This window comes from Nocardia sp. CA-145437 (assembly GCF_050956485.1).
GTDB lineage: Bacteria > Actinomycetota > Actinomycetes > Mycobacteriales > Mycobacteriaceae > Nocardia.
Map to the genome: position 1 here is coordinate 732,894 of NZ_CP191204.1, position 26,943 is coordinate 759,836.

Below are 26,943 nucleotides of genomic sequence, written 5' to 3' on the forward strand. Positions count from 1 at the left end.
GACCTTTGATTTTGCCTGGAATCGGCAGGTCAGGGACCGGTGGTTGCCAAGAGGTCACACAAGAAGTTATTGATCCGTTAGAATCGCATGTCACATATTTCGGCCGTCATGGACGCAATTTCTCGGCCAGCCGCCGTTCTCGGTCAGCTCCGTCTGTCGAGCCGAGCGTGCGATCGCTCGGAGGCTCGCTGATGGCGCGTGGCTGGGGCCAGTTTGGAAAGTGAGTGGGAGATGCGTGACGCCGCTAGGTCCGGCAGCAATAAGCGCTGGGCGCTGAGCAACTGGGACCTGCGATGGAAGGTCACGGCGGTCCTCGCCGTGCCATTGTTGGTCGCTGTTGTGCTGGGTGCGTCCAGGATCTCGGCGGAGTTCGCCGATTCGAGCAGGCTCTCGACGGCGACCGACCACGTCGGGGTGATCCCGGCGATCACCGGTCTCAGTGCGGACGCGGCGCAGGTGGCCAGTGGCCAGATGGTCATGCTGGGCCCGAACCAGTCCTTGACCTCTGATCCGGAACTCACTCAGCTGGACACCGCGATCTCGTTCGCCGAGAAGGCCGCGAGCCGTCTGAGTGATCTCCCCAACGCTCGTTCCTCGCTGGACGAGATGATCGTGGGCGCCAAGGCGATCCGGGCGCAGGGCCTCGCGCCCTCGAAGTCGATTCCCGACACCGTCGCCCAGGTCGAGCGGATTCGTGGCGACAGCGTGCGCACGGTGGAGTCCATCGTGGCGACCATCGCCGACAAGAACGTGGACCAGTCCAAGCTGCGCCTGGTCGACTCACTGAACACCCGATGGATGCTGTTCAACGAGGTCGCCGGCATGGCGGAGGCGCTACGCAGCAACCCGAAGGATGGCCTCAAGGACATCCAGATCAGTGTCAGCACCGAGCGGCAGATGCTGGCCGTGCTGGCCCACCGCTTCCCGGACGGCGACGCGACCATCGCCGATCTGCAGCGTGGCGCGGACACCCGCGTGCAACTGGTGAACGGCCCGCAGGCGCTGGCCGGTCAGCTGCCGGTGGCCGAGCTGAAGGACTCGCTGGTCGCGAGCATCAACGGCTATCAGTCGATCGCGGCGGGCGCGACCAAGGACATCGTGTCCCGAGTCGACGACCTGGCGGCGGCGGCCCGTTCGGACGCCATCCGCTACTCGATCATCGTGATCGCCACCATCCTCGGCGCCATGGCGCTGGCCGTGCTGATCGCGCGCGCGATGATCGTCCCGCTGCGCCGTCTGCGCCTGGCCGCCCTGCGCGTCGCCGAATACGACCTCGGCCAGGAAGTCTCCGCGCTGCGTGAGGGCGCCGACCCCGAAGACGTTCCACTGGAACCGATGCCGGTGCACACCGACGAAGAGGTCGGCCAGCTGGCTCGCGCCGTCGACGACATCCACGGTCAGGCGCTGCGCCTGGCCGCCGACCAGGCCGCCATGCGTACCCAGGTGAACGACATGTTCGAGACCCTGGCACGGCGCTCCAAGTCCCTTGTCGACCATCAGCTCTCGCTCATCGAGGCGATGGAGTACGACGAGAAGGACCCGCGCCTGCTCGAGAACCTCTTCCGTCTCGACCACCTCGCCGCCCGTATGCGGCGAAACGGCGACAACCTGCTGATTCTGGCCGGCACCAAGCAGCGCCGGACCAAGTCGGCGCCGGTCGAGATCGCCGACGTGCTGCGCGCCGCCATCTCCGAGGTGGAGGACTACGAGCGCGTCAAGCTGGGCGCCACCCCGCGCGGTTCGCTGGTCGAGCCCGCGGCGTCCGACCTCGCGCACCTGTTCGCCGAGCTCCTGGACAACGCGCTGCGCGCTTCTCCGCCGGAGACCGACGTCAAGTTCACCTTCGCCCAGGCCCACGATCAGGGTCTGCTGATCGAGGTCGCGGACCGCGGTATCGGTATGCCCCCGGCCGAGATGGCCGAGATCAACCGGCGACTGGAGGCCGTGGCCGAGGTCGGCCCGGACACCGCGCGCCACATGGGTCTGTTCGTGGTCGGCCGTCTGGCCGAGCGCCACGGCCTGACCGTGCGCCTGCGCCCGACCTTCGACACCGCCCGGGATCCGGGTGTGACCGTCACCGTGCACGTGCCCAAGCCGCTGATCGTCTCGCCGGGTGGCGTCATCTCGGTGCCGCCGCAGCAGGGCCAGCAGCAGCCGGCTCCCGCCCCGGCCCCGACGGCGTCCGCGCCGCAGGGTGCGGGCAACCAGGCCGGAGCCCCGGCCTCCATGCAGATGCGCGCGGTCACCCGCACGGCGACCGGCAATGTGATGGTCACCGTGGATCCGGGTGTGAGCGGGCCGATTCCGGCGGGCACGGCGGCGGGCGCCGCCCCGAGCCCGGCTCCGGCTCCTTCCGCCCCCGCGCCGGCCGCGGCCAGTGCCGCCACCGGTCTGCCCACCCGTCAGCCGGGTGCGCAGGTGCCGGGTGGTCTGCCGACCCGTCAGCCGGGTGTGAACGGCCCGACCGTCAAGCACACCGTCTCCGCGCCGGGTGGCGCGAGACCGGGACTACCCCAGCGGGATCCGGGTGTGAACGGTCCGTCCGCGCCCGCCGACCGCCCGGGGTCGAACCTCCCGCAGCGCGGCCAGGGCGAGCCCCCGGCGCAGCCGCGGGGCGGCCTCGCCGCCAATATGCTCAAGCGTCAAGGTGCTCCGGGCGGCATGCCGCCGCGACCGGGCGCACCGGGGGAGCCGGGACCCGCGCCGCGTGGTCCGGGGCAGGGGGGAGCGCCGCAGCCGGGTCAGACCGGTGCGATGCCGCAGCGCAATCCCTCTGTGGGTCTTCCGCCGTCGCAAGCGCGGGGAGGCGGAGCGGACTCCGCGCCGGGCGCTGCTCCGGCCGGGCCGACTGGCCTGCCGACCCGTCAGCCGGGCGCCAATGGCGCCCCCGGCCGTGAGGCCGGTCTGGGTCAGCCGCAGCGTTCCGCTCCCAGCGGTATGCCGCAGCAAGCGCGGGGTGGCGGAGCGGAGCCGGGTGCGAACGGTGCTCCCGCGCCGCGTGGAGCGGACTCGGGTCCGACCCGCCGGGAGCCCGCCGCCGGTGGTCTGCCGCCGCGTGACGCTGCCGCCGGTGGTCTTCCGCAGCGTGACTCTGCTGCTGGTGGTCTCCCGCAGCGTGATTCGGCCGCTGGTGGTCTGCCGACCCGTCAGCCCGGTGCCAATGGCGCTCCGGCGCAGCGTGGTCCGGGAGCGCCCGGTGGTCTCCCGCAGCGCGGAGCCGCGCCGCAGCGTGACGGGTCCAATGGTCTTGCCGCACAGGATTCGGACAGGCAGGGTCTGCGTCCGCGGGACGGTCTCGCCCCGCGTGACGGTGGTCTGCCCCAGCGTGATGCCGCTCCCGGTGGTCTGCCGCAGCGTGATTCGGCCGCGGGCGGTCTGCCGCAGCGTGGTCCGGGTGGCCTGCCGCAGCGGGACAGCGGTCCTGCCGCCGGTGGTCTGCCGCAGCGTGACGGTGGCCCCGCCGCCGGTGGTCTGCCCCAGCGCGAGGGTGGTCTGCCGCAGCGTGGCTCGAACGGCCTGCCGCAGCGGGATTCCGGTGGCGGCTTGCCGCAGCGTGGTCCGGGTGCCGGTCAGCCGCAGCGCCCGGCCGCCGCGGGTGCCGATTCGCTCTCGGGTGGTCTGACTCAGCGTGATCCGCTGAGTGGTCCGCTCCCGCAACAAGCGCGGAGAGGCGGAGCGGATCCGTTGAACGATCCGCTGCCGCAGCGGGACGGTGGTCTGCCGCAGCGCGGCGCCACCGGTCTGCCGCAGCGGGATCCGGGCTCGGTGTTGCCGCAGCGTCCGTCCCCGATTCCGGGTGTGGGTCTGCCGCAGCGTGATGACGACGGCGTCAAGGAGCCAGGACGCCACAGCTTCCGGTCGAATCCGGCCAAGGCGGCCTCGTTCTTCCAGACGCGTTTGCAGCCGACGGACGCCCCCGGTGACTCGATCATGGGCGGCACGCCGATCTTCGCGGAGATGATGTCGGCGTGGCTCTCCGATCCGAACGCCGATCGGTCCCAGGTGGCCTCGTCCTTCGAATCACCGGGCGACGAGGGCTGGCAGGCCGCACACCGGGTCAGCCAGTCGGCGCCGGAGAAGCGGACGGCCGCCGGTCTGCCGCAACGTGATCCGGGTAACCGACTTGTGCCCGGCGGTGTGAACGGAAACGCTGACAAGGCGGCCCACCGAGACCCAGAATCCATCAGGTCAAGTCTGAGTCGCCACCAGAAGGGCGTCCGGGATGGCCGCGCGATGCAAGCTATGAACCTAACCGGAGATAAAGGAGACCGATGAACCCCGATCTAGGTGGTACGAAGCGTCAGCTGGATTGGCTGGTTTCGAACTTCGCCAATGAGGTTCCCGGCGTTGCGCACGCGGTCCTGGTATCCGCCGACGGCCTGCTGATGGCCGCGAGCGCGCAGCTGCCCGTGGACCGTGCCGAACAGCTGTCCGCAGTGACCGCGGGGCTCGCGAGCCTCTCGGTGGGTGTGTCGAACTTGTTCGAGGGCGGCACCGTGTTGCAGTCGGTGGTCGAGATGGAACACGGCTACCTGCTGCTCATGGCTGTCGGTGACGGCTCGTATCTGGCGGTTCTGACCAACACCTCGTGTGACATCGGTCAGGTCGGATACGAGATGGCGTTGTTGGTCGAGCGAGTGGGCCAGACGGTTCAGGCCACACCTCGCGTCACGATGGGTTCCTGATGGCGGGATGGACATAGACAACGAACGCGTTGGGAGCGCCGAACCGAGCCTGGTTCGCCCGTATTCACTGACGGCCGGTCGCACCCGGCCGAAGGTGGAGCTCGCCTTGGAGGCGCTCGTCGCATCGCATCCGGTCGCCCTCGAGCGGCAGTTCGAACTCACCAATATCGAGACGTCAATCGTGGAGTTGTGCAGAGAATCGCCGTCGGTTGCCGAAGTAGCCGCGCGCCTGGGCATCCCGCTCGGTGTGGCGCGGGTGCTGGTCGCCGACCTCATCGATGCCGGACACGTGCGGGTATCGGCGACATTGAAAGACGATTCCAGCGACGATGAACGTCGCGAGCTGATCGAAAGGGTTCTCAGTGGACTCCGGCGTATTTGATTCGACGACACAGGTCGACACGCGCACCAGCAAGCCCACGTCGGCCAAGATCGTCGTGGCCGGTGGTTTCGGTGTCGGCAAGACCACCCTGGTCGGTGCCGTGTCGGAGATCGTTCCGCTGCGCACCGAGGCGTTGGTGACCAATGCCAGTGTCGGCGTGGACTCCCTGACCGGTGTCCCGTCGAAGGCCACCACCACGGTGGCCATGGACTTCGGCCGCATCAGCCTGGCCGACGACCTGGTGCTGTACCTGTTCGGTACGCCGGGCCAGTACCGCTTCTGGTTCATGTGGGACGACCTGATCAAGGGCGCCATCGGCGCGGTGGTGCTGGTCGACACCCGTCGGTTGGAGGACAGTTTCGCGGCCGTCGACTATTTCGAGGCGCGCAACCTACCCTTCCTGGTGGCCATCAACGAATTCGATGATGCGCCACGGTATCCGGTGGAGGACATCCGCCAGGCCCTGGCGGTGCCCGCGGACGTGCCGATCCTCTCGATCGACGCCCGTCGCCGGGAGCCGGTGAAGCAGGCTCTGGTCGCCGTGACCGAGTACGCCCTGCGCAAGGTCGTGCAGGGTTACTGAGCTGTGTTGAATTGCGGCGGCTCCGCCGCCGCGGTTCGCGGCCCTTGTAACCCCGGCCCTTCCTCCTCCGCTTCGCTCCTCCTCCGTCAGTCCAGGCCGAGGCGGGCCGCGAACCGCGGGTGAGCCGTGTGTAGCTACTCTCATGCCTTATGACAGTCTCGGCGGCGGAGTTGCTGGGCGAATTGCTGGATCCCGGTTCCTTCGTGAGCTGGGATCGGCCACCGGTGCCGGTGGCGGCGTCGCCCGGGTATCGCGGGGATTTGCTGGCCGCCGCGGCAACGGCGGGCACCGATGAATCGGTGCTCACCGGGGAGGGGTTGCTGCGCGGACGGCGCGTTGCCGTGATCGCGTGCGAGTTCGCGTTTCTCGCGGGGTCGGTCGGGGTGGCCGCTGCCGAGCGGATCGTGTCCGCGGTGGAGCGCGCCACCGAGCTGGGCTTGCCGCTGCTCGCCTCACCGACCTCCGGCGGGACCCGAATGCAGGAGGGCACAGTCGCTTTCGTGCAGATGGTGAAGGTGGCGGGGGCGCTGGCCGTGCACAAGGCGGCGGGGCATCCGTATCTGGTGTATCTGCGCGATCCGACCATGGGCGGGGTGTTCGCGTCGTGGGGGTCGTTGGGGCACATGACATTCGCCGAACCGGGTGCGCTGGTCGGCTTCCTCGGGCCGCGGGTCTACCAGGCGCTGTACGGGAAGAAGTTCCCGGAGGGTGTGCAGACGGCCGAAAACCTTTACCGCAACGGCGTTATCGACGGTGTCGTGCCGGTGTCGGTGTTCCGGCGCATCGTGCATCGGGCGCTCACGGTGTTGTGTGACGGTCCGGTCCCGCTGCCCGAAAAGGCCGGTGACGCAATGCCACCCGCGCTCGGGTCGGGTTCGTTTCCGGCGGGTCCACGGGAGCGCGTCGCGGTGCTCGACACCGCTGAGGTGCACGCCTGGCAGACGGTGCTGATCTCCCGGCGCGGGGATCGTCCGGGCATTCGTGAGCTGCTGCGCCACGTGACCGACCGGGTTCCGTTGTCCGGCACCGGACAAGGCGAGCTGGATCGCACGGTGGTGCACGCCCTGGCCCGGTTCCGGGGTCAGCCGTGCATCGTGTTCGGCCACGACCGCGCGGGTCAGTCGCCGGAGCACACCATGGGTCCGGCGGCGTTGCGGGAGGCGCGGCGCAGCATGCATCTGGCCGCCGAGCTGCGCGTTCCGCTGGTCCTGGTGATCGATACCGCGGGTGCGTCGTTGTCCCGGGAGGCGGAGGAACGCGGCCTGGCCCCCGAGATCGCCCGCTGCATCGCCGATCTCGTCACCTTGGACACCCCGACCGTCTCGGTGCTGCTGGGTCAGGGCACGGGCGGTGGCGCCTTGGCCCTCCTGCCCGCCGATCGGGTGCTGGCCGCCGCCAATGGCTGGCTGGCCCCCTTGCCGCCGGAGGGTGCGAGCGAGATCGTCTACCGCGACACCTGGCACGCCCCGGAACTGGCTGCCGCCCAGCGGATTCGGGCGGTCGACCTGCGCGAGGACGGCATCGTGGACCGGATCGTGCACGAGTATCCGGACGCCGCCGAGGAGCCCGCGGATTTCGCGCTGCGCATGGTGGAGGCAATCGCGGGCGAACTGGCCGGTCTGACAGCTCGCTCCCCGGCGGAGCTGCTCGCCGCCCGGCACCTGCGCTATCGGCGACTCGGCCTTCGAACGTAGTTCTCGTCACGTCGAACTTCCATGAAGCTGTCTATTTGCTGCCGCGGGGGCTCGACACGCGGATTTCGGTATAGAGCACTCGGTTGACGCCATGGACCTGCGCTTCTAACTTCGACATGGTGACGTACCGGTTCGAGGCCAGCGACATTCCAGCGATCGTGCTCAGTGATGGCCAGGTGATGCCCAAACTGGGGTTCGGCGTCTACAAGGTCGACGGCGACGACGGGGTCGGCACCATCGTCAAGGCTCTCGAACTCGGGTACCGCAGCCTCGACACCGCGGCCTTCTACGGCAACGAGGAGGAAGTGGGCCGCGCCGTCCACGAGTCCGGTCTGCCGCGTGAGGAGGTGTTCGTCACCACCAAGCTGTGGAACGCCGACCACGGCTACGACGCCACCCTGCGCGCCGTCGACGCCAGCGCCGAGCGGCTGGGTCTGGACGCCATCGACCTGTTCCTCATCCACTGGCCGGTGCCGTCCGCCGACCTCTACGTCGACACCTTCCGGGCCTTGCAGGCGCTCAAGCGGCAGGGCCGCGTCGTCTCGATCGGCGTCTCCAATTTCACCCGGGCGCACCTGGAGCGGGTGATGGCCGAGACCGGTGAGGTGCCCGCCATCAATCAGGTTGAGCTGCACCCGTATTACGCCCAGTCGGAGCTGCGCGCCTTCCACGCCGCGCACGGCATCGTGACCGAGGCGTGGAGTCCGCTGGGCCGCGGCGCGGAGTTCAATGATTCGGTGATCATCGCCCTCGCCGACAAGCTGGGCCGCACGCCGGCGCAGATCATCCTGCGCTGGCACATGCAGCTGGGGAACGTGGCCATCCCGAAGTCCAACACCCCGTCGCGGATGGCGGAGAACCTGGCCATCTTCGATTTCGAGCTGACCGGCCGGGAGATGACCCAGATCGCCGGTCTGGACAAGGGCGCGCGGCAGGGCGGCGACCCGGACGTCTTCGATATGGACGCGCCCGCCTGACGCCTCAGTTCTCCGCGTCGCTGTTCCGGTGGGTCGGAATGCCCAGGTACGAGGTCAGCTCGACGGCCGCCGCCCGGCCCGCGCGGTTCGCGCCGATGGTGCTGGCCGACGGCCCGTAGCCGATCAGGTGGATGCGCGGATCGGCCTCGACCCGGGTGGCGAGGCGACCGCCCATGGTGATGCCGCCGCCGGGCCCGCGCAGTCGCAGCGGGGCCAGATGGTCGAGGGCGCTGCGGAATCCGGTGGCCCACAGGATGACGTCGGCGCGCTGGAAGGCGCCGTCGGCCCAGCGGATTCCGCCGGGTTCGATGTGGTCGAACAGCGGTCGCCGTTCCAATGCCCCGCGGGCGCGCATGGCCCGCACCCGCGCGTCCTCGGGCAGCCCGGTCACCGACACCACCGATCCGGGTGGAAGTCCGCGCCGGACACGGTCTTCCACCATGGCCACCGCGGCGCGCCCGTCCTCGGGCGCGAATTGCCCGGAGCGGAAGACGGGTTCGCGGCGGGTCACCCATGTGGTGCCGGTGACCTGCGAGATCTCGTCCAGCAGTTGGATGGCGGTGATTCCGCCGCCGACCACCACGACCTGCTTGCCCTCGAATTCCGTTGCGGCGCGGTAGTCGTGTGCGTGCAGCTGGCGTCCGGCGAAGGTCTCCGCGCCCCGGTAGTAGGGGATGAACGGCTTGTCCCAGGTGCCGGTGGCATTGACCAGTCCGCGTGCGCGCACCGTCGCACCGGGGTTGAGTTCGGCGTGCAGCAGCCCGTCGACCTCCTGGTTCGGGCAGGTGGCGGCGGTGGCGCGATCGCACACCACGGTCACCGAGATGGGCCGGTGCACGCGCAGGTCGAAGCGCTTCTCGTACAGCTCGAAGTAGTGCGGTACGGCGGTGGCGGCCTGCGCGTTGTCCGATCCGGCGGGCAGGGTCTCCTGGAACGACATGCCGGGCAGGTCGTGCACCCGGTTGACGGTGCTCAATGTCAGTGACGGCCACCGGAATTGCCATGCCCCGCCCGCGCCGGGGGAGTGGTCGACGATCAGGAAGTCCTGTTCGGGTCGCAGCCCGAGCCGCCTGAGGTGGTAGCCGACCGACAATCCGGCCTGTCCCGCGCCGATGACAAGGATGTCGACATCGGGTGTTGCGGTCACGGACCCGACGGTACGCCCACCTACAGTGAAAGCAGATCAATGGGTAGGCAGCCCGATGAGGTGGACAGTGGGGAAGGGACAGATGCTCGGAGTCAGCCGCGATGGCGAGGTCGTGACCATCGAACTGCAGCGTCCGGATCGCCGGAACGCCCTGAACGAGGAGCTCATCGGCCGCCTGCGCGCGGCCCTCGAGGAGGCCGCGGCCTCGGCGCGGGTGATCGTGCTGACCGGTCAGGGGCCGATTTTCAGTGCGGGCGCGGATCTGGACGGGGTGTATTCGGACAGCTTCCTGACCGGTCTGCTGGCCATGCTGCGCACCATCGAGACCATTCCGGTGCCGGTGATCGCGGCGATCAACGGGGGCGCGCTGGGCGCGGGCGTGCAACTGGCCCTGGCCTCGGACCTCCGCGTGATGTCACCGGATTCGTTCATCGCGGTCCCGGCCGCGAAACTCGGTATCTCCGTTGACCGTTGGACCGTGCGACGGCTGTCGTCACTGATCGGTGCCGGTCCGGCGCGCACGATTCTGCTGGGCGCCGAGCGGGTCCCTGCCGCGGACGCCTACAACTTCGGCTTCGCCAACAAGATCGGGACCCTGGCCGACGCGCAGGCCTGGGCCAAGCAGATCGCCGAACTCGCGCCGCTGTCGCTGCGGCATCTGAAGCTGGTCTTCAACGACGACGACACTCGCGGCCCCGACACCGCCGTGCAGAGCGCCGCCCTGGACGCCGCCTGGCAGAGCGCCGACGCGCAGGAGGCGCGCGCGGCTCGCCAGGAGAAGCGGTCGGCGAAGTTCGAGGGCCGATGAACGGGGGGCGCGCGCAAGAGAATGCGCGGAGACTGGTGGGTATGGCAGCGGGCGCTTTCGGTCTTTCCTGGGTGGTTCGGGCGGCATGGGGGATTCCCTCGGCCATGGGTGCGTCGATCTCGGCGATCGCACCGACCGCGCGCGGGGCGACCACCTATCGCAATCGGCAGTTCCACAACACCGAACCGAGCAGTCAGCTCACCGGTTCCCCGCTGGAGCTGCTCTACCAGCTGGCCACCCAGCGCAATAACGGCCGCCCGTCCGGGACCATCCCGCTGGTGACGCCGGAACTGCCGGAGCAGGCCGGGGAACTGGCGGTGACCTGGTACGGCCACGCCACCTGCCTGGTCGAGGTGGACGGCTACCGGGTGCTGACCGATCCGGTGTGGAGCGAGCGGGTGTCGCCGTCGCCGCTGGTGGGCCCGGCCCGCCTGCATCCGGTGCCGTCGCCGTTGTCGGCGCTGCCGCCGCTGGACGCGGTGCTCATCTCCCACGACCACTACGACCACCTGGATCGCGACACCGTGTCCGGGCTGATCGAGGGGCAGGACTGCGTGTTCATCGTGCCCGTCGGCATCGGCGCGCATCTGCGGCACTGGTCGGTGCCGGAGCACCGCATCGTCGAATTGGATTGGGCCGCCTCGGTTTCGTTGTCGGAGCTGCGGCGCGACCACGGTGACGGCACGGACCTGGTGATCACCTGTTCGGAGGCGCGGCACTTCTCGGGTCGCGGCCTGGTGCGCAACACCACGCTGTGGGCGTCGTGGTCCATCGCGGGCCCGACCCGGCGGGTCTACTTCGGTGGCGACACCGGCTACACGAAGGCGTTCGCGGAGGCGGGCGCGCGCCTGGGCCCGTTCGACCTGACCCTGCTGCCCATCGGCGCCTACGACCGGCACTGGCCGGACGTGCACATGAACCCGGAGGAGGCGGTCCGCGCCCACGCCGACCTGTGTGTCGGCGACGCGGGCTTCGGGACGCTGGTGCCGATTCACTGGGCCACCTTCAATCTGGCCTTCCACGGCTGGTCGGAGCCGGTGCGGCGACTGGTCGAGGCGGCGGAGGCGGCCGGGACACGCATCGCCGTGCCGAAGCCCGGCCAGCGGATCGACCCGATTGGCCTCCCACCACGGGATTCGTGGTGGGAAGATGTTCGCCAATGACGGACCGAGAGTGAAGGAGCAGGGCTGTGAGTCTCATGGACACGCTCAAGGGCTTGGTCGGCAAGGGCAAAGAGGTGGCGGCCCAGAACGCCGAGAAGGTTGAGCAGGCGGTCGACAAGGCCGGCCAGGTGATCGACGAGAAGACCGGGGGGAAGTACTCCTCCCAGATCGACAAGGGCGCGGACGCGGTCAAGTCGGCGCTCGGGGCCGACACCGCCGAGGGCGCGGCGGCGGCCCCCGCGGCGGAGCCCGCGCCCGCCGAGGCGGCGGGCGAACCCGCCCCGGCCCCGGAAACCCCGGCAGGCGAACAGCCTCCGGCGTAGTCGTACGGTCATCCACGGGCCGTTCGGGAGTGGCGGGGAAGCTCCGCCGCTTGACCCGAACGGCCCGTTGGCTTTTCACGGGCCTTCCGGGTTGCCGGTTTTCGGCGGGTCCCGGCTCTAAACTGCTGTCATGGGGTCCCGCAGGGATTTCGGGGGCATCGAGGTTGGGCTGACCAACCTCGACAAGGTGCTGTACCCGGCCACCGGGACCACCAAGGGCGAGGTCATCGACTATTTCACCGCCATCGCCCCGGCCCTGCTGCCGCATATCGCGGAGCGGCCGGTGACGCGTAAGCGCTGGCCGAACGGCGTGGACGAGCAGTCGTTCTTCGAGAAGAATCTGGCCGAGCACGCGCCGAAGTGGTTGGAGCGACGCACCGTTCAGCATTCCGACCGCCCGGTCACGTATCCGCTCATCGACACTGTCGCGGGCATGGCCTGGCTCGGGCAGCAGGCGGCCCTCGAACTGCATGTGCCGCAATGGTGTTTCGACGGCCCCGAGGTCGGTGACATCACCCGGCTGGTCTTCGACCTGGACCCCGGGCCGGGCGCCGGACTGGCGCACTGTGCCGAGGTCGCGCTCATCCTCCGCGATGTGGTCCGCGAGGTGGGCCTACCGGCGTACCCGGTCACCAGCGGCTCCAAGGGAATTCACATCTACGTCCCGCTGGACCGCAGGCTCGGCCCGAACGGGGCCTCGGCCGTGGCCAAGCAGGTCGCCACCAATCTGCAGCAGCTGCGCCCCGAACTGGTCACGGCCACCATGGCCAAGTCGGCGCGCGAGGGCAAGGTGTTCCTGGATTGGAGCCAGAACAATCCGGCCAAGACCACCATCGCGCCGTACTCGCTGCGCGGCCGCGCCCAGCCGTGGGTGGCCGCGCCCCGGGCCTGGGCGGAAATCGAGAAGCCGAAGAAACTGCGGCACTTGACCTTCGGCGAGGTCCTGCGCCGCTTCGAGGACCAGGGCGACCTGCTCGACGGACTCGACGAAGCGGTACCGCGACCGGATCGGCTCGATACCTATCGATCCATGCGCGACCCGGGCCGCACCCCCGAACCGGTGCCCCCGGGCGCGCCCGCGGACGGGCCGGGCGATCGTTTCGTCGTGCAGGAGCATCACGCCCGCCGCCTGCACTGGGACGTCCGGCTGGAACGCGACGGCGTGCTCGCCTCCTGGGCCGTGCCCAAGGGTCCGCCCACCGATACCGGCGAGAACCGGCTGGCCGTGCACACCGAGGACCATCCCATCGAGTACCTCACCTTCCACGGGACCATCCCGAAGGGCGAGTACGGCGGCGGCGAGATGACCATCTGGGATTCCGGCACCTACGAGACCGAGAAGTGGCGCGACGACGAGGTCATCGTGTGGCTGCGCGGGCAGCGGCTGACCGGGCGGTACGCGCTCATCCAGACCAATGGCAATCAGTGGCTCATGCATCTGATGAAGGATCAGACGCCGCCGGGGGGCATGGGGAAGGACGGCGCGGGGGCGCAGGCGGTTTCGACCCCGCGGACCCCCGCGCCCATGCCGCGCGGCGTCATGCCGATGCTCGCCACCGCCGGTGACGTGACCACGCTCGACGCGAAACAGTGGGCCTTCGAGACCAAGTGGGACGGGTTCCGGCTGATCGCCGAGATCGAGGACGGAACCGTGACCCTGCACAGCCGCGCCGGGCACATCGTCACCGGGAAATACCCCGGCCTGGCCGTGCTCGGCGAGGAACTGTCCGGCCACTCCGCGGTGCTCGACGGCGAGGCGGTCGTCTTCGACGATCACGGCGGCGCGAATCTCGGCCTGCTGCGCGCGGATTCGGGCCGCGCGGTCTTCCTGGCCTTCGATCTGCTGTACCTGGACGGCACCTCGCTGATCCGCAAACGCTACGACGATCGGCGGCGCGTGCTGGAAGTCCTTGCCGGGCAGGCGCGCTCGCTGATCGTGCCGGCGCAGTTGCCGGGGTCCGGCGCGGACGCGTTGCGCTACAGCCAGGAGCACGGCATGGAGGGCGTGGTCGCCAAGCGGCGCGACTCGGTCTACCTCCCGGGCCGCCGCGGTCAGTCCTGGATCAAGACACGCAATTGGCGGACGCTGTCGGTGGTGATCGGCGGCTACCGGCGTTCGGAGGCGCGGCAGTTCGCGTCCCTGCTGGTCGGCGTCCCGCATCAGGGCGAGCTGTACTACCTGGGCCGCGTCGGCACCGGGTTCGGCGAGCGGGAGATGAGCGATCTCGCCGACCGCCTGCGCCGGCTGGAACGCAAGACCAGCCCGTTCGACAACGAGCTCACCGCCGACGAGCGCCGCGACGCGGTCTGGGTGACGCCGAAGCTGACGGGCATGGTCCGCTTCCAGAACTGGACCGAGACCGGGCGCCTGTGGCACCCGGCCTGGATCCCCGGTTCCGACTAGCTCGACTTCTCCAGCAACGGAATCAGGCTGTCGGAGTCGGTGACGATGGCGTGCCCCTGGAATTCGAAGTCCTCCCAGGCGCGCTGCTTGCCGGGCTCGTCGCGCCCGCCGACCCCGTCGCGGACGACGACCGGCACGAAGCCCAGATCGGTGGAGTGGCACACCGTCGGCGCGATCCCGATCTCCAGCGCGACGCCGACGATGGCGTAGGCCCCGATCCCGAGGTCACGCAGCGTCGAGGCGAGCGGGGTGCCCTCGAACGCCGACATCGACGTCTTGTCGAAGACGACCTCGCCGTCCTGCGGCCGCAGTTCCGGCACCAGCTGGAAGCCCGGGGTGTCGCGCTGCAGGATCGGGACCACCTCGTCGATGGAGTCCTTGCCCTGCCAGGTCATCGCCATCCGCATGGCGAAACTGCCCATGAGCCGCTTGGGCAGGAAGAAGTGCCGCAGGAAGATCACCGGGTAGCCGCCGCGCCGCGCGGCCTCGACCACGCGCACGACGCGCTCGGTGATCGCCGGGCCGTCCTCGAGCTGGCCCAGCACTCCGGCCTGCATGTCGTAGACGATGATCGCCATCTTGTCCGGTGCGCACACATCCTCGAGCGTCTCCGGAATCTCCACACCGTTGCCGCGCCGCATAAGCCCTCCGCAATCGCTTTCCGCCCCACCCTCTTTCGCCACCCTACGCCTGTGCGGAACGGCGCCGGACGGTCAGGCGGCCGCGGCCCGGCCGGGCTTGGGTGCGGGGACGAGCCCGAAGCGGACCAGGCTGTCGGCGGTGTCCAGCAAGGAGTCGGCGACCGGGCGCATGGTCCAGTTCAGTTCGCGGCGGGCCTTGTCCGCGCTGACGGTCTCCTTGCGGCCGAGGTAGCGGACGGCGGTCCGGGCGTCGGCGTTGAAGGTCGCGCTCAGCCGGACCAGCCAGTCGGGCAGGGCGCGGGTGGGGACCTGGTAGCGGCTCGCGAGCAGGCGGGCCATCTCGGGGAAGGCGATGCTGTCGCCCGCGCAGATGTACCGGTTGCCCGCGGCGCCGGGGGTTTCCATGGCGAGACGGTGGGCGACGGCGAGGTCGCGCACGTCGACGGTGGCGAAGTTGAGGCGCGGCACGCCGGGCATGCCCCCGGCGAGCAGGGCGCGGATGCCGTCCACGGAGGTGCCGGCTTCGGCGCGCAGGACGGGCCCGATGATCATGCCCGGATTGATCACGGCCAGTTCGAGTTCCGGGTGTTCGGCGGCGAAATCCCAGGCGGCGCGCTCGGCCAGGGTCTTGCTCTTGGGGTAGGCCTCGCAGGCCGCGAGATCGGACCAGTCGGCCTCGGTGAGCAGGCGGCCCTCGTTCCCGGCCTGGATGGCGGCGATCGAGGAGGTGACCACCACGCGTTCGACGCCACCGGCGGCGGCCGCGCGCAGTACTCGCAGGGTGCCGTCGACGGCCGGGCGGATCAGGTCGTCCTCGTGCTCGGGGGCGTCCGACGGGAAGGGTGACGCGGTGTGCAGCACGTATCGGCAGCCCGCGACGGCCGCCGCCCAGCCCGCGTCCGCGCCGAGATCGGCTTCGACCAGTTCGATGCCGGGCAGCAGCGCGGCCACGTCGGCGGCGCGGGCGGCCGAGCGGACCGTGCCGCGCACTCGATAACCCTGGCCGAGCAATTCCTGGATGACATGCCCCGCGACATACCCCGAAGCACCGGTGACGAGAACGAGATCGGACATCGCCGACTCCAATCTGAGCAGTGTTTAGAATCTAAACAATGTATAGATTGCGAGGCCGCGCGCCGTCAACCCCTTACGCTCATGCCATGCCGCCGACCAAGGACCGCTACCACCACGGAGACCTCCGCGAGGAACTACTGCGCGCCTCCCTGGAACTGATCGAGTCCGAGGGCCTGGCCGCCGTGAGCCTGCGGAAAGTCGCCCGCACCGCCGGCGTCAGCCCCGGCGCGCCCTATCACCACTTCGCCGACCGCGCCGCTCTGATGTCCGCTCTCGCCGCCCGCGGCTTCGAAATCCTCGGCGCGACAATGACATCCGCTCGCGACACCGCCCCCGACCCGCGTGCCGCCCTGATCGCCATGGCCAACCGCTACGTCGAGTTCGCCCGCGACCACGCGGCCTACTTCCGCATCATGTTCCGCCCCGAACTCTCCCAACCCGAGAAACATCCCGACACCGAGGCCGCCGGCGACGCCGCCTTCGCCGTCCTGGAATCCGCGGTCGCCGACGCCGTCGCCTCCGGTTTCCTCCCCGCCGCCGACGCCGAAACCATGGCCCTGGCCTGGTGGTCCCTCGCCCACGGCATGGCCTCGCTCACCGTCGACGGCAAATTCGCCCTTCGCGCCACCCAATCCGGCACTACCCCGGAAGCGTTGACCGACCGCATCACCCGCATCTTCGCCGACCTCATCGACCGGGGCTGAGCGTGATTCAGGCGACCATCGGCTCCGCCGCGGTGGCCGCGGACGTCGGGGATTCCGCCTCATGGAAGCCCGGCAGGTAGCGATCTACGAACGGGATCATCAATTGGATGAGGGGGCCGATGCCGAAGGCGTAGACCACGGTGCCGATGCCGACGCTGCCGCCGAGGACCCAACCTACGGACAACATGGTCGCCTCCAGGCCTGTCCGCACCAGCCATACCGGTCGGCCTGTGCGGCGGACCAGGCCAGTCATCAGGCCATCGCGGGGCCCCGGGCCCATGCCCGCGCCGATGTAGAGGACCGTGGCGATCGCGTTGAGGACGACGGCTGCGGCCATGGCGGCGACGCGGATCGGGAGGCCGTGGAGTTCGGGCAGGAGCCAGAGGCCGGCGTCCACCGAGATGCCGATGACCACGACATTGCTGACCGTGCCCAGACCTGGCCACTGGCGCAAGGGAATCCACGCCAGGAGGACGGCGGCGCCGGTGATCGCGACCACGGTGCCGAAGCTCAGGGGAACGTGGTCGGCTACGCCCTGATGGAAGACGTCCCACGGGTCCAGTCCGAGGGCGGCGCGGATCATGACGGCCATGGAGAGGCCGTAGAGCCAGAGTCCGATGTAGAGGGCGAGGAGGCGGCGCGGCATTGGTCGAGCATGGCGGCAACTGGTATGCAAATGGTAGAACCAGTTGTAAAGAGCTGGACTTCTTGCTGGATATATCTTTTCGTGTGAGAAACCGCGCAACGCCGTAGTTACGGCGCGCGGGACGCCATTGACCGGGCCGGACGGCGGCAGTACCTTGTGGTTCTCCGATGCGCTGGAGTCATCAGGCGAACAGCAGGTCCGTGGGGTCCGGAGCGTCGGGAGGTCGGACGCTGGAGGCGTGATGCGGCGGGATGGCGCATGGTTCGGATCGGGGTGGCGGATCGGGCTGATGGGCGCGGCAACCCTCTGGGCGGTGGCGATCGCCGTGCCCGGTGCCGGGGCGGAGATTCCGGTTCCCGACGCCGATCCCTTCTATTCGACGCCAATCGATCTGGGAGAGTACGGAAACGGGACGATTCTCGATTCCCGGCCGATCGCCGTCCTGGGGCTGCCGCTACCGGTCGCGGGCTGGCAGGTGCGATACCGCACCACCGATTCCGCCGGGCAGGCCGCCGCCGACGTGGCCACGGTGATGGCTCCGATCACCCCGTGGACCGGGCCCGGGGATCGTCCGTTGCTGTCGTATCAGATTGCCGAGGACAGTCTCGGAACCCGTTGCGCCCCATCGTTCGCGCTGGGCGGCGGCCGCGACCTCGCCATCACCAACACCCTGCTCGACGTGCCGTTCCTGGCCGAGGCGCTGCGCCGCGGCTGGGCGGTGGTGGTGTCCGACTACGAGGGCGCGCAGTCCCGATTCTTCGACGGCGTCAACTCCGGCCGCGCGGTCCTGGACGGCGTCCGCGCCGCCAGAGCCTTTGCGCCGCTGGGGATCACCGATGTCAGCCCGCTCGGGGCCTGGGGTTATTCCGGCGGGGCCTTCGCCACCCTGTGGGCCATGCAGTTGCGGGCGAGCTACGCGCCCGAGCTCTGGTTCGCCGGCGTGACCTCCGGCGGAGTCCCGGCCGATATCCCGGCCATCGCCCGTGGCGTGGACGGCAGCGTGCAGGCCGGACTCGGGGTGCTCATCCTGATCGCCATGACACGCAACGATCCCGACTTGGCGGACTCGCTCAATGACAGCGGCCGCGCGCTGATCGCACAGGAATCCGCTTCCTGCGGTAGCGATCTCGTGGCTCACCACGTGTTCCGGCGCATCGACGACTACTCGGCGATCCCGGACATCCTCGGCAGCCAGGCCTTCCGGTCCGTCACCGATCGCCAGGAACTGGGCGGCTGGGCGCCGGACGTCCCGCTGTACCTGTATCACAGCAATTCCGACGACGTGATCCCGTCATCGGGCTTCGGCGACCTCGTCGACCGCTACTGCGCGCTGGGCGCGACCCTCACCGCCGTGCACTCGGGCATCCCGGGCCACAACCCGGCGGCGGTGGGAGAAGCCTGGGGCGCCATGAACTTTCTGACCGACCGCTTCGCGGGCGAGCCGGTCACCGCCGGGTGCACCGTGCGCTGAGGCGCGGCGCACCCGCCGGCCCGGAGTCCTACGCGCCGGGGTTCGCCCACTTGGTGGTGCCGGGCGCCGCGGTCAGCGTGCTGATCAGGTCGACACCCGCGATGACCAGGGCCGGGCCGCCGACCACCAGGGTGCCGATGATCGCGCCGACGGTGGCCGCGACCGGCACCGTCGCGAGGCCGGCGGGACCACCGGCGAAGCCGATGAGACCGACGGCTGCGCCGAGGGCCAGGCCGACGAAGCTGCCGATCGCGGTCGCGATGCCGAACTGGCTGGCGAAGGCCTGCATGGCCAGCTGGTTCTCGGTCAGCGACGCCACCGGGTGCAGCGCCGGGGTGGCCGCCGCGACATCCTTGACCGCGGTCATGTTCAGGACCGTGCCGTCATCGCTGACGGTGGCGGGCACCGGGTAGCTCAGACCGTCCTGGGTGAAGGAGAGCGGCAGTTCGAGCACGGTCGCACCCGAGGCGTCCTTGATATCGACGGCGCCGCCGGACAGTTCGAAGGTGCCATCGGTGAGGGTGGTGACGACGGTGTTGCCGACCAGCTGGGTCTGGTAACCGATATCGGGCACCGTGGCGTCGGCGTGGGCCACACCGGCTCCGGCGATGGCGACGGCCGTGACTACCGGCGCGGTGACAGCGGTGATCTTGCGCAGCATCATGGGTCTTCCAATCTTCATCAGGTTTTTGTGGCAACACACGGCCCGGGTTGAAGAATTCCCCCCTTGTGCGTCCGCCCTGAGCCCGGTTGCTATCAGCAACGCGTTCTACGCGCCTCACGGTAGCGTGCGATGCCGACAACCTGGATAATTTTCGGCCCGCGTCGTCCTATATGACCAGTTCCACGACGATCCCGAGCGCGCACACCAATCCCACCACCACGAGCGCCACCGCGTCGGCGCGTCCCGGCGAGCTGGGCCGGGCGGTCAGCTCGCCGGTGCCGCCGCGGGTCGTGATGGCCTCGCCGAGTTCGCCCGCGCGGCGGCTGGAGACGGCCATGCTCGCGGTCAGAATGTCGACCAGCGGATTCTCTGCGGCGCGATGCAGCAGCGAGTCCTTGGGCCGCAGCCGTCGCGCCGCCCGCAGCAGGCGCATCTCCTCGAGCAGCAGCGGCAGGCCGCGCAGCGTCAGCGCCACCACCACCGCCCACTCGTCGACGGGCACCGCGTGGCGAACCCCGTTGCGGGTCCAGCCGATCCGCTTCAGCGGCGCGCCGAGCCGGGCCAGCGCGGGTGCGACCTCACCCATCGGCGTGGTCCAGGCGACCAGGAACGACGCGCCCAGCAGCAGGAATCCGAACACGATCACCTGCGCGTACCGCAGCAGCGCGGACGACCCGACGGGCGCGTTGATGGCCGCGCCGATCGCGATGCCCAGCCAGAGCAGCCACGGGAAACGCGGCAGCGTGCCCAGCGGCAAGCGGGCCAGCAGGAAGACCGCGATCAGGAACGCGGCCGCCACTCCGAGCAGCGCCCACGACGGGATGAACATGAGCAGCAGGCTGATCGCGAAGACGGCGATCATCTTGGTACCGGCCCACAGTCGATGCACGGGGCTGTCGACGGGGACCTCACGGAGGACGACGCTGCTCATCGGAGACCTCCGGTGAAGTCGTGCGCGTATTGCGCCGCGGCGGTGGTGTTCTCGACGAGCCGGCCGTCGCGCAGGTGGACGGTGCGGTCGCAGACGGCGGCCATATCGGCCACGTCGTGCGAGATGACGATCAGGGTCAGACCCGAATCACGCAGGCGGGCAAGCAGTTCCACCACTCCCGCGCGACCTTCGGGGTCCAGTCCGGCGAGCGGCTCGTCGAGCACCACCACGTGCGGGTTACTGGCCACGATGGCCGCCAGCACCACCCGTTTGGCCTGGCCGCCGCTGAGTTCCTCGATCGAACGGGTGGCCAGGCTCCGGTCCAGGCCGACCTCGTCCAGCGCGCGGGCCACCGCGTAACTGCCGCGGCCACCCCAATCCTCGATCTCGGCGCCCACGTCCTGACGCTGCATCTGCAGCCGGGAATGCTGGAAAGCCAGCTGTACGGCCCCGATTCGCTTGTGCACCGGGCGGGTCGTGCCCATGGGTTCGCGCAGTGTGCAGGTGCCCGAGGTGGGCACGGTCAGCCCGGCCATGATCCACGCGAGTGTCGACTTGCCGGACCCGTTGCCGCCCACGATGAGCAGGGCCTCGCCGCGCCGGACGCTGAGGTCGATATCGTGCAGGGCGGGCGCTTCCCACGGGGTGCCGCGGTTGTAGGTGTGGCCGACGCCGGTCAATTCGAGCACAGGTTCGCCCATCGGCCGACGCCGCGGGTCGCCGACCGGCCGCGGCCAGGCGGGCAGGTGCGCGACCGAGCGGCCCTGTTCGAGATGGATCACCCGGTCGGCGGCGGACGCGTCCGCTTCGTGGTGGGTCACCAGCACGACGGCCATGGGGTGGCGGCGCGGCAGGCGGGCCAGCAGCGCGACCAGGTCGCGGCGGCCTTCGGGGTCGATCATGGAGGTCGCCTCGTCGGCGATGAGCAGGGTGGGCTGCCGGGCCAGGGCGGCGGCGACCGCCAGCCGCTGCTGCTGGCCGCCGGACAGGGTCGCGGTCTCGCGCCCGCCCATGCCGGTCAATCCGACCTCGGCGAGCAGGCCATCGATGTCCACGGCCGCCGCGTCCTCGGTGGGCAGACCCCACACCACGTCGTCGGCGACGAGCACGCCCAGGGTCTGGCTCTCGGGTCGCTGCAACACCATCGCGGTGCCGCCGCGCACGCCGAGGCCCGCCGCGCCCGGGCGGGTCACCGTTCCGGAGGTCGGCGGACGGCCCGCGAGAATCCTGGTGAGCGTGGACTTTCCGGACCCGTTGTGCCCGACCACCGCCACGAACTCGCCGACATCGACGGTCAGGTCGATGCCGTGCAGGGCGTCGGCGCGGGCTCCCCGATAGCGGAAGGTGACGCCGCGCAAGGTAACCGGCAGCGGGGCGACCGGTCGCGGATCGTCCGGCGCGTCGAGCAGGCTGTCCCGGCCCGGCAGCCAGGCCAGCCGATCCAGCACCCGCCCGAGCACGAACCACGAGAACACGCCGCTGACCAGCATCGCGGCCATGATTCCGCCACCCACGAACGCCCACCACCACTGCAGGATGGTGTCGGTGTAACCGGCGATGGCCCGCCCGATCGGCTGCAGCGCCTCCTGTTTCGCCGCGAGACTCTCCAGACCCTCCGCGGTGTTCCGGATGTTGTCGAACACCAGGTCCCGCGACCGCGTGAACGCCAGCAGCATCCCGACCGTGAGCGTCGCCATCACGAACCCGGCCATCGCCGACAACGCCACCACCGCGGGCAGCCCGCCGCGCCGCCGCTTCACCGTTCCGATGATCCCGCCGATGACGGCGACACCGACCAGGTTCTCCGCGGGCAGCAGACCCGCCGCCACGAACGTCACCAGCGTGCCCGCGATGGTGGTCGCCAACTGCGCCCGGAATCGATGCCGATGCGCGAGCAGCCCCATGGGCACGGCGGCCACCAACTGCAGCACCGCCGCGAACGGCACCAGCGACCCGAGGGTCACCAGCCCCACCGTGGCCCCGCCCAGCACGGCTCCGGCCGCCAGCTCGATGGGCCGCAGCGCCCCGTGCGGCAGCGGCGGCCCCTCGGTTCTTCCGGCCTGCGCCACGCCGACGGGCTCGGCCAGGCCGCCGCGAATCCGGTACGAATCGGTCACGCCTACCAGTCTGCCGTGTCCGGGCCCCGACCCCCGCAGACCTCTCACCATCTCCACAGAGTCCGGGCACCACCCCCACAACCACCCTCGTCGGCCACGCCGGGTCCTCGCTGAGCTGCTCGACCGAAAGTTCGGTGACGGAGGGGGCGTCGGCGGGCGGGTTGGGACCGGGGCGTTGGTCGATGGCGCAGGTCAGGGGCGGATGTGTGTGAAGGTGTAGTCGGGGAGATGGAGGTCGCGGGTGCGGCGGCGGTAGCTGCGGGTGGTGCCGGGCCAGTTGTTGGTGATCCGGCCGGAGGCGGTGCGGTACCAGCTGGTGCAGAAGTTCCAGGGGGTGCGGGCCAGGCGGTGCTGGAGGGCGTCGTTGTAGGCGCGTTCGGGGTCGGGGCGGACTTCGAGGTAGGTGCGGGGGTGTTCGCCGAGGAGTTGCAGGGCGCGGCGAATGTAGTGGGTCTGGGATTCGATCATGTAGATGATGGAGCCGACGCCGAGGTTGGTGTTGGGGCCGTAGACCAGGAACAGGTTGGGGAATTCGGGGACGGTGATGCCGAGGTAGGCGTGCGCGCCGCCGTCCCAGGCGTCCTCCAGGTTGCGGGCGCCGCGGCCGCGAATCTTCATGGGCCACAGGAATTCCGTGCCCTTGAAGCCGGTGCCGTAGATGATCACGTCGGCCGCGTGCAGCGCGCCGTCGGCGGTGCGGATGCCTTCGGGGACGATCTCGCTGATGGCGGCGGTCTCCACGGTGACATTGGGTTCGCACAGGGCCGGGTAGTAGTCGTTGGAGAACAGCGCGCGTTTGCAGCCGATCGGAAAGTCGGGGGTGAGCTTGGCGCGCAGCGCCGGATCGGCGACCTGCTCCTCGAGATGCTTCTCCGCGATCCGGGACACGAATCGTGCGATTCCGGGGAACTCGACCAGCCCCAGCGCCAGGAATTCGGCCAGCAGCCACCACGAAAGCCGTTCGGCCACGGGCATTCCCGGTACCGCGACCAGCACGCGCTGATGCACCGGCTTGTAGTCGGTGTCGAACTTGGGCAGCACCCAGGCCGCGGTGCGCTGGAACACCGTCAGGTGCGCGGCCTTCGGCTGGATCTCGGGAACGTACTGGATGGCGCTGGCCCCGGTGCCGATGCAGGCCACCCGCTTGCCGGCCAACTCGACGCTGTGGTCCCACCGCGCCGAGTGGAAGGACTCCCCGGCGAACTGCTCGATCCCGGGTATCGGTGGCATGGCCGGTCGCGACAGCTGCCCGACCGCCGAGATCAGCACATCGGCGGTCCGGGCTGCCCCGTCGGCGGTCCGTACCGTCCACTGCCCGGTCGTCTCGTCGAATTCCGCCTCGCTGACGTCGGCCCCGAACACGATGTGGTCGCGCAGCCCGTGCCGATCGGCGATCCCGCGCATGTACTCCCAGATGTCCTCGCGCGTCGAATACCGCTGCCGCCACCTCGGTTTGGGCTCGTGCGCGAACGAGTACAGCGGCGACGGCACATCGCAGGCCGCCCCCGGGTAGGTGTTCTCCCGCCACACTCCGCCCAGGTCCGCGGCCCGTTCCAGAATGGTGAATTCACGGAAGCCGTTGCGTTGCAGCTCGATCGCCATGCCGAGCCCGCCGAACCCCGCGCCGATGATGATGACCTCGGGCATTGTGGTGCTCCTCACACATCGAAGACTCTTCTCAGGGTAGGAGCGCTCGTCGAATTTAGTGGGCGACCGGATCGAGAATTTCGGCCATAATCAGGCTATGGGCACGGTGCAGGAGGCGGGAATCCGGGATTGGGACTTCCCACGTGGGGTGGCGAGTGTCGCGCTCATGGTCGGTTTCGCACGCGAACACGGGGTCCCGGCGGCGCGCATGCTGCAGGGCAGCGGGCTGAGCGAGAAGCAGCTGGCCAATCCGGACGAGCAGATCGACGCGCACACCGAGCTGGCGGTGATCCGGAATCTGGTGCGTGAACTGGGCGGGCGCCCCAACCTCGGGCTGGAGGTGGGGCGGCGGTACCGGATCACCACGTTCGGGATCTTCGGGTTCGCCTGCGTCAGCAGCCCCACCCTGGGTGAGGCCATCGCCTTCGCCCTGCGCTACCTGGAATTGAGCTTCACCTTCTGTATCCCGGCGGCCCGCTGGCGGCCGGGCGAGTTCGTGGCCCGTATCCACGACGAGGGCGTGCCCGCCGACGTCCGCCGCTTCCTGGTGGAGCGTGATGTCACCGCCATGCACCAGATGATGTCGGACCTCACCGGCAACCGGATCCACCTGTTGCGCGCCGACTTCGACTTCCCCGCGCCCGGCAGCCTCGACATGTACACCGAGATCTACGGCGTGACACCGACTTTCGAGGCCGAACACAACCTGTTCACGATGGACCCGGCGGTCCTGGAACAGCCCCTGCCGCAAGCCAACGAACACACCTGGGCCATGTGCCTGGCGCAGTGCCGCGAGCTGGTGTCGCGCCGCCGCGCCCGCACCGGCATCGCCGCGGAGGTGCGGGAGCGGCTGGTGCCGCGCGGCGGACTGGACGGTTTCGCGGTGCCGCCCGGAATCGACTCGGTGGCACGGGATCTGAACATGAGCACCCGCACCCTGCGTCGCCACCTGGACGCGGCGGGCACCAGTTACCGGCAGCTGCTGGACGAGGTGCGGCGCGCGCTGGCGGAGGAGATGCTCACCGCCACACCGCTGTCGGTCAGTGATGTGGCGATCCGGCTCGGCTACGCGGAGGCGTCGACCTTCATCCACGCCTTCAAACGCTGGACCGCCACCACCCCGTCGGCGTACCGGCGCGGCGCGGTCAGTCCAGCGGTTCGCTGAGCCAGCCGCCCATGGCGATGGGCCGGAACATGGACAGCAGCCGGCCGTCCTCGATGGAGTGGAAGATGATCGACGGGTCGGGCGCGAAGTCGATCGGCACGTGTCCCGGTGCGGCCGTTTCCCATTCGCAGCCGATGGTGGAGGACACGCTCGGCGCGACGATCAGCGGTTTGCCCGCGAACTGGGTCATCAGCCCGGCGTGCACGTGCCCGGTGAGCACCGCCGCGATCCGGTCGTCGCCCGCCACGATCTCGGCCAGCCGTTCCGGATTGGTGAGCCGGATCGGGTCGACCACGGTGGACCGCACCGGCACCGGCGGATGGTGCATGGCGATCAGCACCGTCTGGTCGCCGGGGGTGGCGGCGAGCAGGTCGGTGAGGAAGTCGTAGGTCTCGTCCTCGAGCAGGCCCTCCGGTTTGCCGGGGATGCTGGAGTCGAGCAGCGCCAGGGTGACGCCGTCGACGCGGTAGGACTGGTTGATCGGGCCGGCGCCCTCGGTGCCGGGGAACAGGACGTTGCGCATATTGCCGCGGTCGTCGTGATTGCCGGGCAGGATCAGCACGGGCAGGTCGGCGGTCAGCGCGGCGCGGGCCTGCTGGTATTCCTCCGGCTCGCCCTCGTCGGCGATGTCGCCGGTGACGATGATGACGTCGGGTCGCCGCGGCAGCTCGGCCAGGAAGGCCATCACCCGTTCGGCGCGTTCGACATTGCGCGCGCCCATATTGAAGTGGGTGTCACTGAGCTGAGCGAGCAGAACCATCGGCGTTCGCTTTCTGTCATGGGTCGCAGCGTTGCGCCCGGCTGTGCCGCCGCACCGCGGTCACTCATTAAGGCTAATTGACCTGCCCGGATGTGGTCGCGGTGAGACCCGCCACCCAATATAGCGAACGTCAATCAATGTCCCGGCTATGTGGTGCGGGCCATGAGTTCGCTTGCGCTGCTCAGCAGTTGCCGTGGGTCGTCCACCACGCCGGCGTCGCCGACGCGCCAGAAGTCCGCACCCGGCTCGGCTTCCAGCTCCAGGCGGCCGCCCGGCCGCCAGGACGCGTCCAGCGACAGTCGCCAGGAGTGCAGGTGGGTGCGGGGGAACGCGCCGGACTTGTCGAAGAGCGGGTCGCCGACGATGGGGTGGCCGATCCAGGCCAGGTGGACGCGAATCTGGTGCCGTCGCCCGGTGATCGGGCGCAATGCCAGGACGGTGCTGTCCGCGTCGCGGGCCAGCGTGGTGAATTCGGTGACCGACGGATAATTCTTGCCCGCCAGCACATCCTGCGCGTCCACCCGCCAGGTGTCGCCGTCGCGGCGAATGCTCTCGCGGGGCGCGGCGATGCGCACCCGGTTCTTGCGGCCCACGCTCAACGGCAGGTCGATGACGCCGCGGTCGGGGAGCCCGGTGGAGGCGGTGACGGCCAGGTACGCCTTCTCCACGGTCCGCTTGTTGAACTGACGGGTGAGCTGCCCGTGCGCGGGCAGCTCCTTGGCCAGCAGCACCAGGCCCGAGGTGACCTTGTCGATACGGTGCACCGGGTAGAGCGTCTCGCCCTGCGCGGCGGCCATTTCCACCATGTCGGTGTCGTGGCGTTCACCGGTGACGGAGATCCCGGCGGGCTTGTTCAACGCCAGCACCGCCTCGTCCTCGAGGATCAGGCACTCTTTCCGCAGTTCGGGCCACGACATCACCCGCTCCAGCGTAGCGAGGGCCGACTCCCGGGTCCGC

Annotated in this window: 23 protein-coding genes; 13 read left to right on the plus strand and 10 right to left on the minus strand. The window is 69.8% G+C overall.

Annotated elements, in window-relative coordinates:
- Window positions 1-231: 231 nt before the first annotated feature.
- From ACQPYY_RS03430 to ACQPYY_RS03455, 6 genes are all read left to right on the plus strand, one after another.
- Window positions 232-4,275 carry an ATP-binding protein gene (locus tag ACQPYY_RS03430; protein ID WP_433592721.1) on the plus strand — a complete coding sequence of 1,348 codons (4,044 nt, stop codon included), beginning with the start codon at window positions 232-234 and terminating at the stop codon, window positions 4,273-4,275.
- Entirely contained in the window at window positions 4,272-4,685 is a 414-nt protein-coding gene (locus ACQPYY_RS03435; protein WP_029930951.1) for a roadblock/LC7 domain-containing protein, read from the plus strand. Before ACQPYY_RS03430 ends, ACQPYY_RS03435 begins: the two co-directional genes overlap by 4 nt.
- Window positions 4,686-4,692: 7 nt before the next feature.
- Complete coding sequence (locus ACQPYY_RS03440; RefSeq protein ID WP_033085504.1) at window positions 4,693-5,067, plus strand: DUF742 domain-containing protein; 375 nt, start codon at window positions 4,693-4,695, stop codon at window positions 5,065-5,067.
- Window positions 5,048-5,650: a GTP-binding protein gene (locus tag ACQPYY_RS03445; RefSeq protein WP_174391578.1), complete on the plus strand. Its 603-nt coding sequence runs from the start codon at window positions 5,048-5,050 to the stop codon at window positions 5,648-5,650. Before ACQPYY_RS03440 ends, ACQPYY_RS03445 begins: the two co-directional genes overlap by 20 nt.
- A gap of 149 nt (window positions 5,651-5,799) precedes the next feature.
- Window positions 5,800-7,344, plus strand: coding sequence for a carboxyl transferase domain-containing protein (locus tag ACQPYY_RS03450; RefSeq protein ID WP_433592722.1), 1,545 nt, complete (start codon window positions 5,800-5,802; stop codon window positions 7,342-7,344).
- Between the two features lie 116 nt (window positions 7,345-7,460).
- Window positions 7,461-8,321 (plus strand): aldo/keto reductase, encoded by an 861-nt coding sequence (locus ACQPYY_RS03455; RefSeq protein ID WP_433592723.1) that lies wholly within the window; start codon window positions 7,461-7,463, stop codon window positions 8,319-8,321.
- A gap of 4 nt (window positions 8,322-8,325) precedes the next feature.
- Here ACQPYY_RS03455 and ACQPYY_RS03460 read toward each other — a convergent pair whose 3' ends face one another.
- Window positions 8,326-9,468 (minus strand): NAD(P)-binding domain-containing protein, encoded by a 1,143-nt coding sequence (locus ACQPYY_RS03460; RefSeq protein ID WP_433592724.1) that lies wholly within the window; start codon window positions 9,466-9,468, stop codon window positions 8,326-8,328.
- An 82-nt stretch (window positions 9,469-9,550) separates the two neighbouring features.
- On the opposite strand from ACQPYY_RS03460, the gene ACQPYY_RS03465 reads away from it, so the two are divergent.
- The 4 genes from ACQPYY_RS03465 to ACQPYY_RS03480 all read left to right on the plus strand — a co-directional run bounded on the left by ACQPYY_RS03465 (window position 9,551) and on the right by ACQPYY_RS03480 (window position 14,166).
- Window positions 9,551-10,276: an enoyl-CoA hydratase gene (locus ACQPYY_RS03465; RefSeq protein ID WP_433592725.1), complete on the plus strand. Its 726-nt coding sequence runs from the start codon at window positions 9,551-9,553 to the stop codon at window positions 10,274-10,276.
- Window positions 10,277-10,317: 41 nt separating this feature from the next.
- Complete coding sequence (locus ACQPYY_RS03470; protein WP_433592726.1) at window positions 10,318-11,439, plus strand: MBL fold metallo-hydrolase; 1,122 nt, start codon at window positions 10,318-10,320, stop codon at window positions 11,437-11,439.
- Window positions 11,440-11,474: 35 nt separating this feature from the next.
- Window positions 11,475-11,762, plus strand: a complete 288-nt coding sequence (locus ACQPYY_RS03475; protein ID WP_433594558.1) for an antitoxin — start codon at window positions 11,475-11,477, stop codon at window positions 11,760-11,762.
- A gap of 130 nt (window positions 11,763-11,892) precedes the next feature.
- On the plus strand, window positions 11,893-14,166 hold the full coding sequence (locus ACQPYY_RS03480; RefSeq protein ID WP_433592727.1) for an ATP-dependent DNA ligase: 2,274 nt from the start codon (window positions 11,893-11,895) through the stop codon (window positions 14,164-14,166).
- On the opposite strand, the gene ACQPYY_RS03485 is transcribed toward ACQPYY_RS03480, so the two are convergent.
- The gene (locus tag ACQPYY_RS03485) at window positions 14,163-14,807 is read right to left on the minus strand and encodes a cysteine hydrolase family protein (protein WP_379107396.1); all 645 of its coding nucleotides are present in this window, start codon (window positions 14,805-14,807) and stop codon (window positions 14,163-14,165) included. The two genes, ACQPYY_RS03480 and ACQPYY_RS03485, sit on opposite strands and share 4 nt — an antisense overlap.
- Window positions 14,808-14,879: 72 nt before the next feature.
- Window positions 14,880-15,881 carry an SDR family oxidoreductase gene (locus ACQPYY_RS03490; protein ID WP_433592728.1) on the minus strand — a complete coding sequence of 334 codons (1,002 nt, stop codon included), beginning with the start codon at window positions 15,879-15,881 and terminating at the stop codon, window positions 14,880-14,882.
- Between the two features lie 86 nt (window positions 15,882-15,967).
- Between ACQPYY_RS03490 and ACQPYY_RS03495 the strand changes: the two genes are divergently transcribed.
- Entirely contained in the window at window positions 15,968-16,585 is a 618-nt protein-coding gene (locus ACQPYY_RS03495) for a TetR/AcrR family transcriptional regulator (RefSeq protein ID WP_379107398.1), read from the plus strand.
- 7 nt (window positions 16,586-16,592) lie between these two features.
- Here the strand turns inward: ACQPYY_RS03495 and ACQPYY_RS03500 are convergent, their stop codons facing one another.
- The gene (locus ACQPYY_RS03500; RefSeq protein ID WP_433592729.1) at window positions 16,593-17,231 is read right to left on the minus strand and encodes a YczE/YyaS/YitT family protein; all 639 of its coding nucleotides are present in this window, start codon (window positions 17,229-17,231) and stop codon (window positions 16,593-16,595) included.
- 289 nt (window positions 17,232-17,520) lie between these two features.
- Here ACQPYY_RS03500 and ACQPYY_RS03505 point away from each other — a divergent pair, with 289 nt between their 5' ends.
- On the plus strand, window positions 17,521-18,702 hold the full coding sequence (locus ACQPYY_RS03505) for a lipase family protein (RefSeq protein ID WP_433592730.1): 1,182 nt from the start codon (window positions 17,521-17,523) through the stop codon (window positions 18,700-18,702).
- Between the two features lie 28 nt (window positions 18,703-18,730).
- On the opposite strand, the gene ACQPYY_RS03510 is transcribed toward ACQPYY_RS03505, so the two are convergent.
- From ACQPYY_RS03510 to ACQPYY_RS03525, 4 genes are all read right to left on the minus strand, one after another.
- The gene (locus ACQPYY_RS03510) at window positions 18,731-19,384 is read right to left on the minus strand and encodes an ammonium transporter (protein ID WP_433592731.1); all 654 of its coding nucleotides are present in this window, start codon (window positions 19,382-19,384) and stop codon (window positions 18,731-18,733) included.
- A gap of 148 nt (window positions 19,385-19,532) precedes the next feature.
- Window positions 19,533-20,297: an energy-coupling factor transporter transmembrane component T family protein gene (locus ACQPYY_RS03515; RefSeq protein ID WP_379107404.1), complete on the minus strand. Its 765-nt coding sequence runs from the start codon at window positions 20,295-20,297 to the stop codon at window positions 19,533-19,535.
- Entirely contained in the window at window positions 20,294-22,366 is a 2,073-nt protein-coding gene (locus ACQPYY_RS03520; protein ID WP_433594559.1) for an ABC transporter ATP-binding protein, read from the minus strand. The genes ACQPYY_RS03515 and ACQPYY_RS03520 overlap by 4 nt, the downstream gene beginning before the upstream one ends.
- 240 nt (window positions 22,367-22,606) lie before the next feature.
- Window positions 22,607-24,061: a flavin-containing monooxygenase gene (locus ACQPYY_RS03525; protein WP_433592732.1), complete on the minus strand. Its 1,455-nt coding sequence runs from the start codon at window positions 24,059-24,061 to the stop codon at window positions 22,607-22,609.
- A gap of 97 nt (window positions 24,062-24,158) precedes the next feature.
- Between ACQPYY_RS03525 and ACQPYY_RS03530 the strand changes: the two genes are divergently transcribed.
- On the plus strand, window positions 24,159-25,226 hold the full coding sequence (locus ACQPYY_RS03530; RefSeq protein WP_379107407.1) for an AraC family transcriptional regulator: 1,068 nt from the start codon (window positions 24,159-24,161) through the stop codon (window positions 25,224-25,226).
- Here the strand turns inward: ACQPYY_RS03530 and ACQPYY_RS03535 are convergent.
- The gene (locus tag ACQPYY_RS03535; protein ID WP_433592733.1) at window positions 25,207-25,986 is read right to left on the minus strand and encodes a metallophosphoesterase; all 780 of its coding nucleotides are present in this window, start codon (window positions 25,984-25,986) and stop codon (window positions 25,207-25,209) included. The two genes, ACQPYY_RS03530 and ACQPYY_RS03535, sit on opposite strands and share 20 nt — an antisense overlap.
- 146 nt (window positions 25,987-26,132) lie before the next feature.
- Entirely contained in the window at window positions 26,133-26,903 is a 771-nt protein-coding gene (locus ACQPYY_RS03540; protein WP_433594560.1) for an RluA family pseudouridine synthase, read from the minus strand.
- Window positions 26,904-26,943 lie beyond the last annotated feature (40 nt).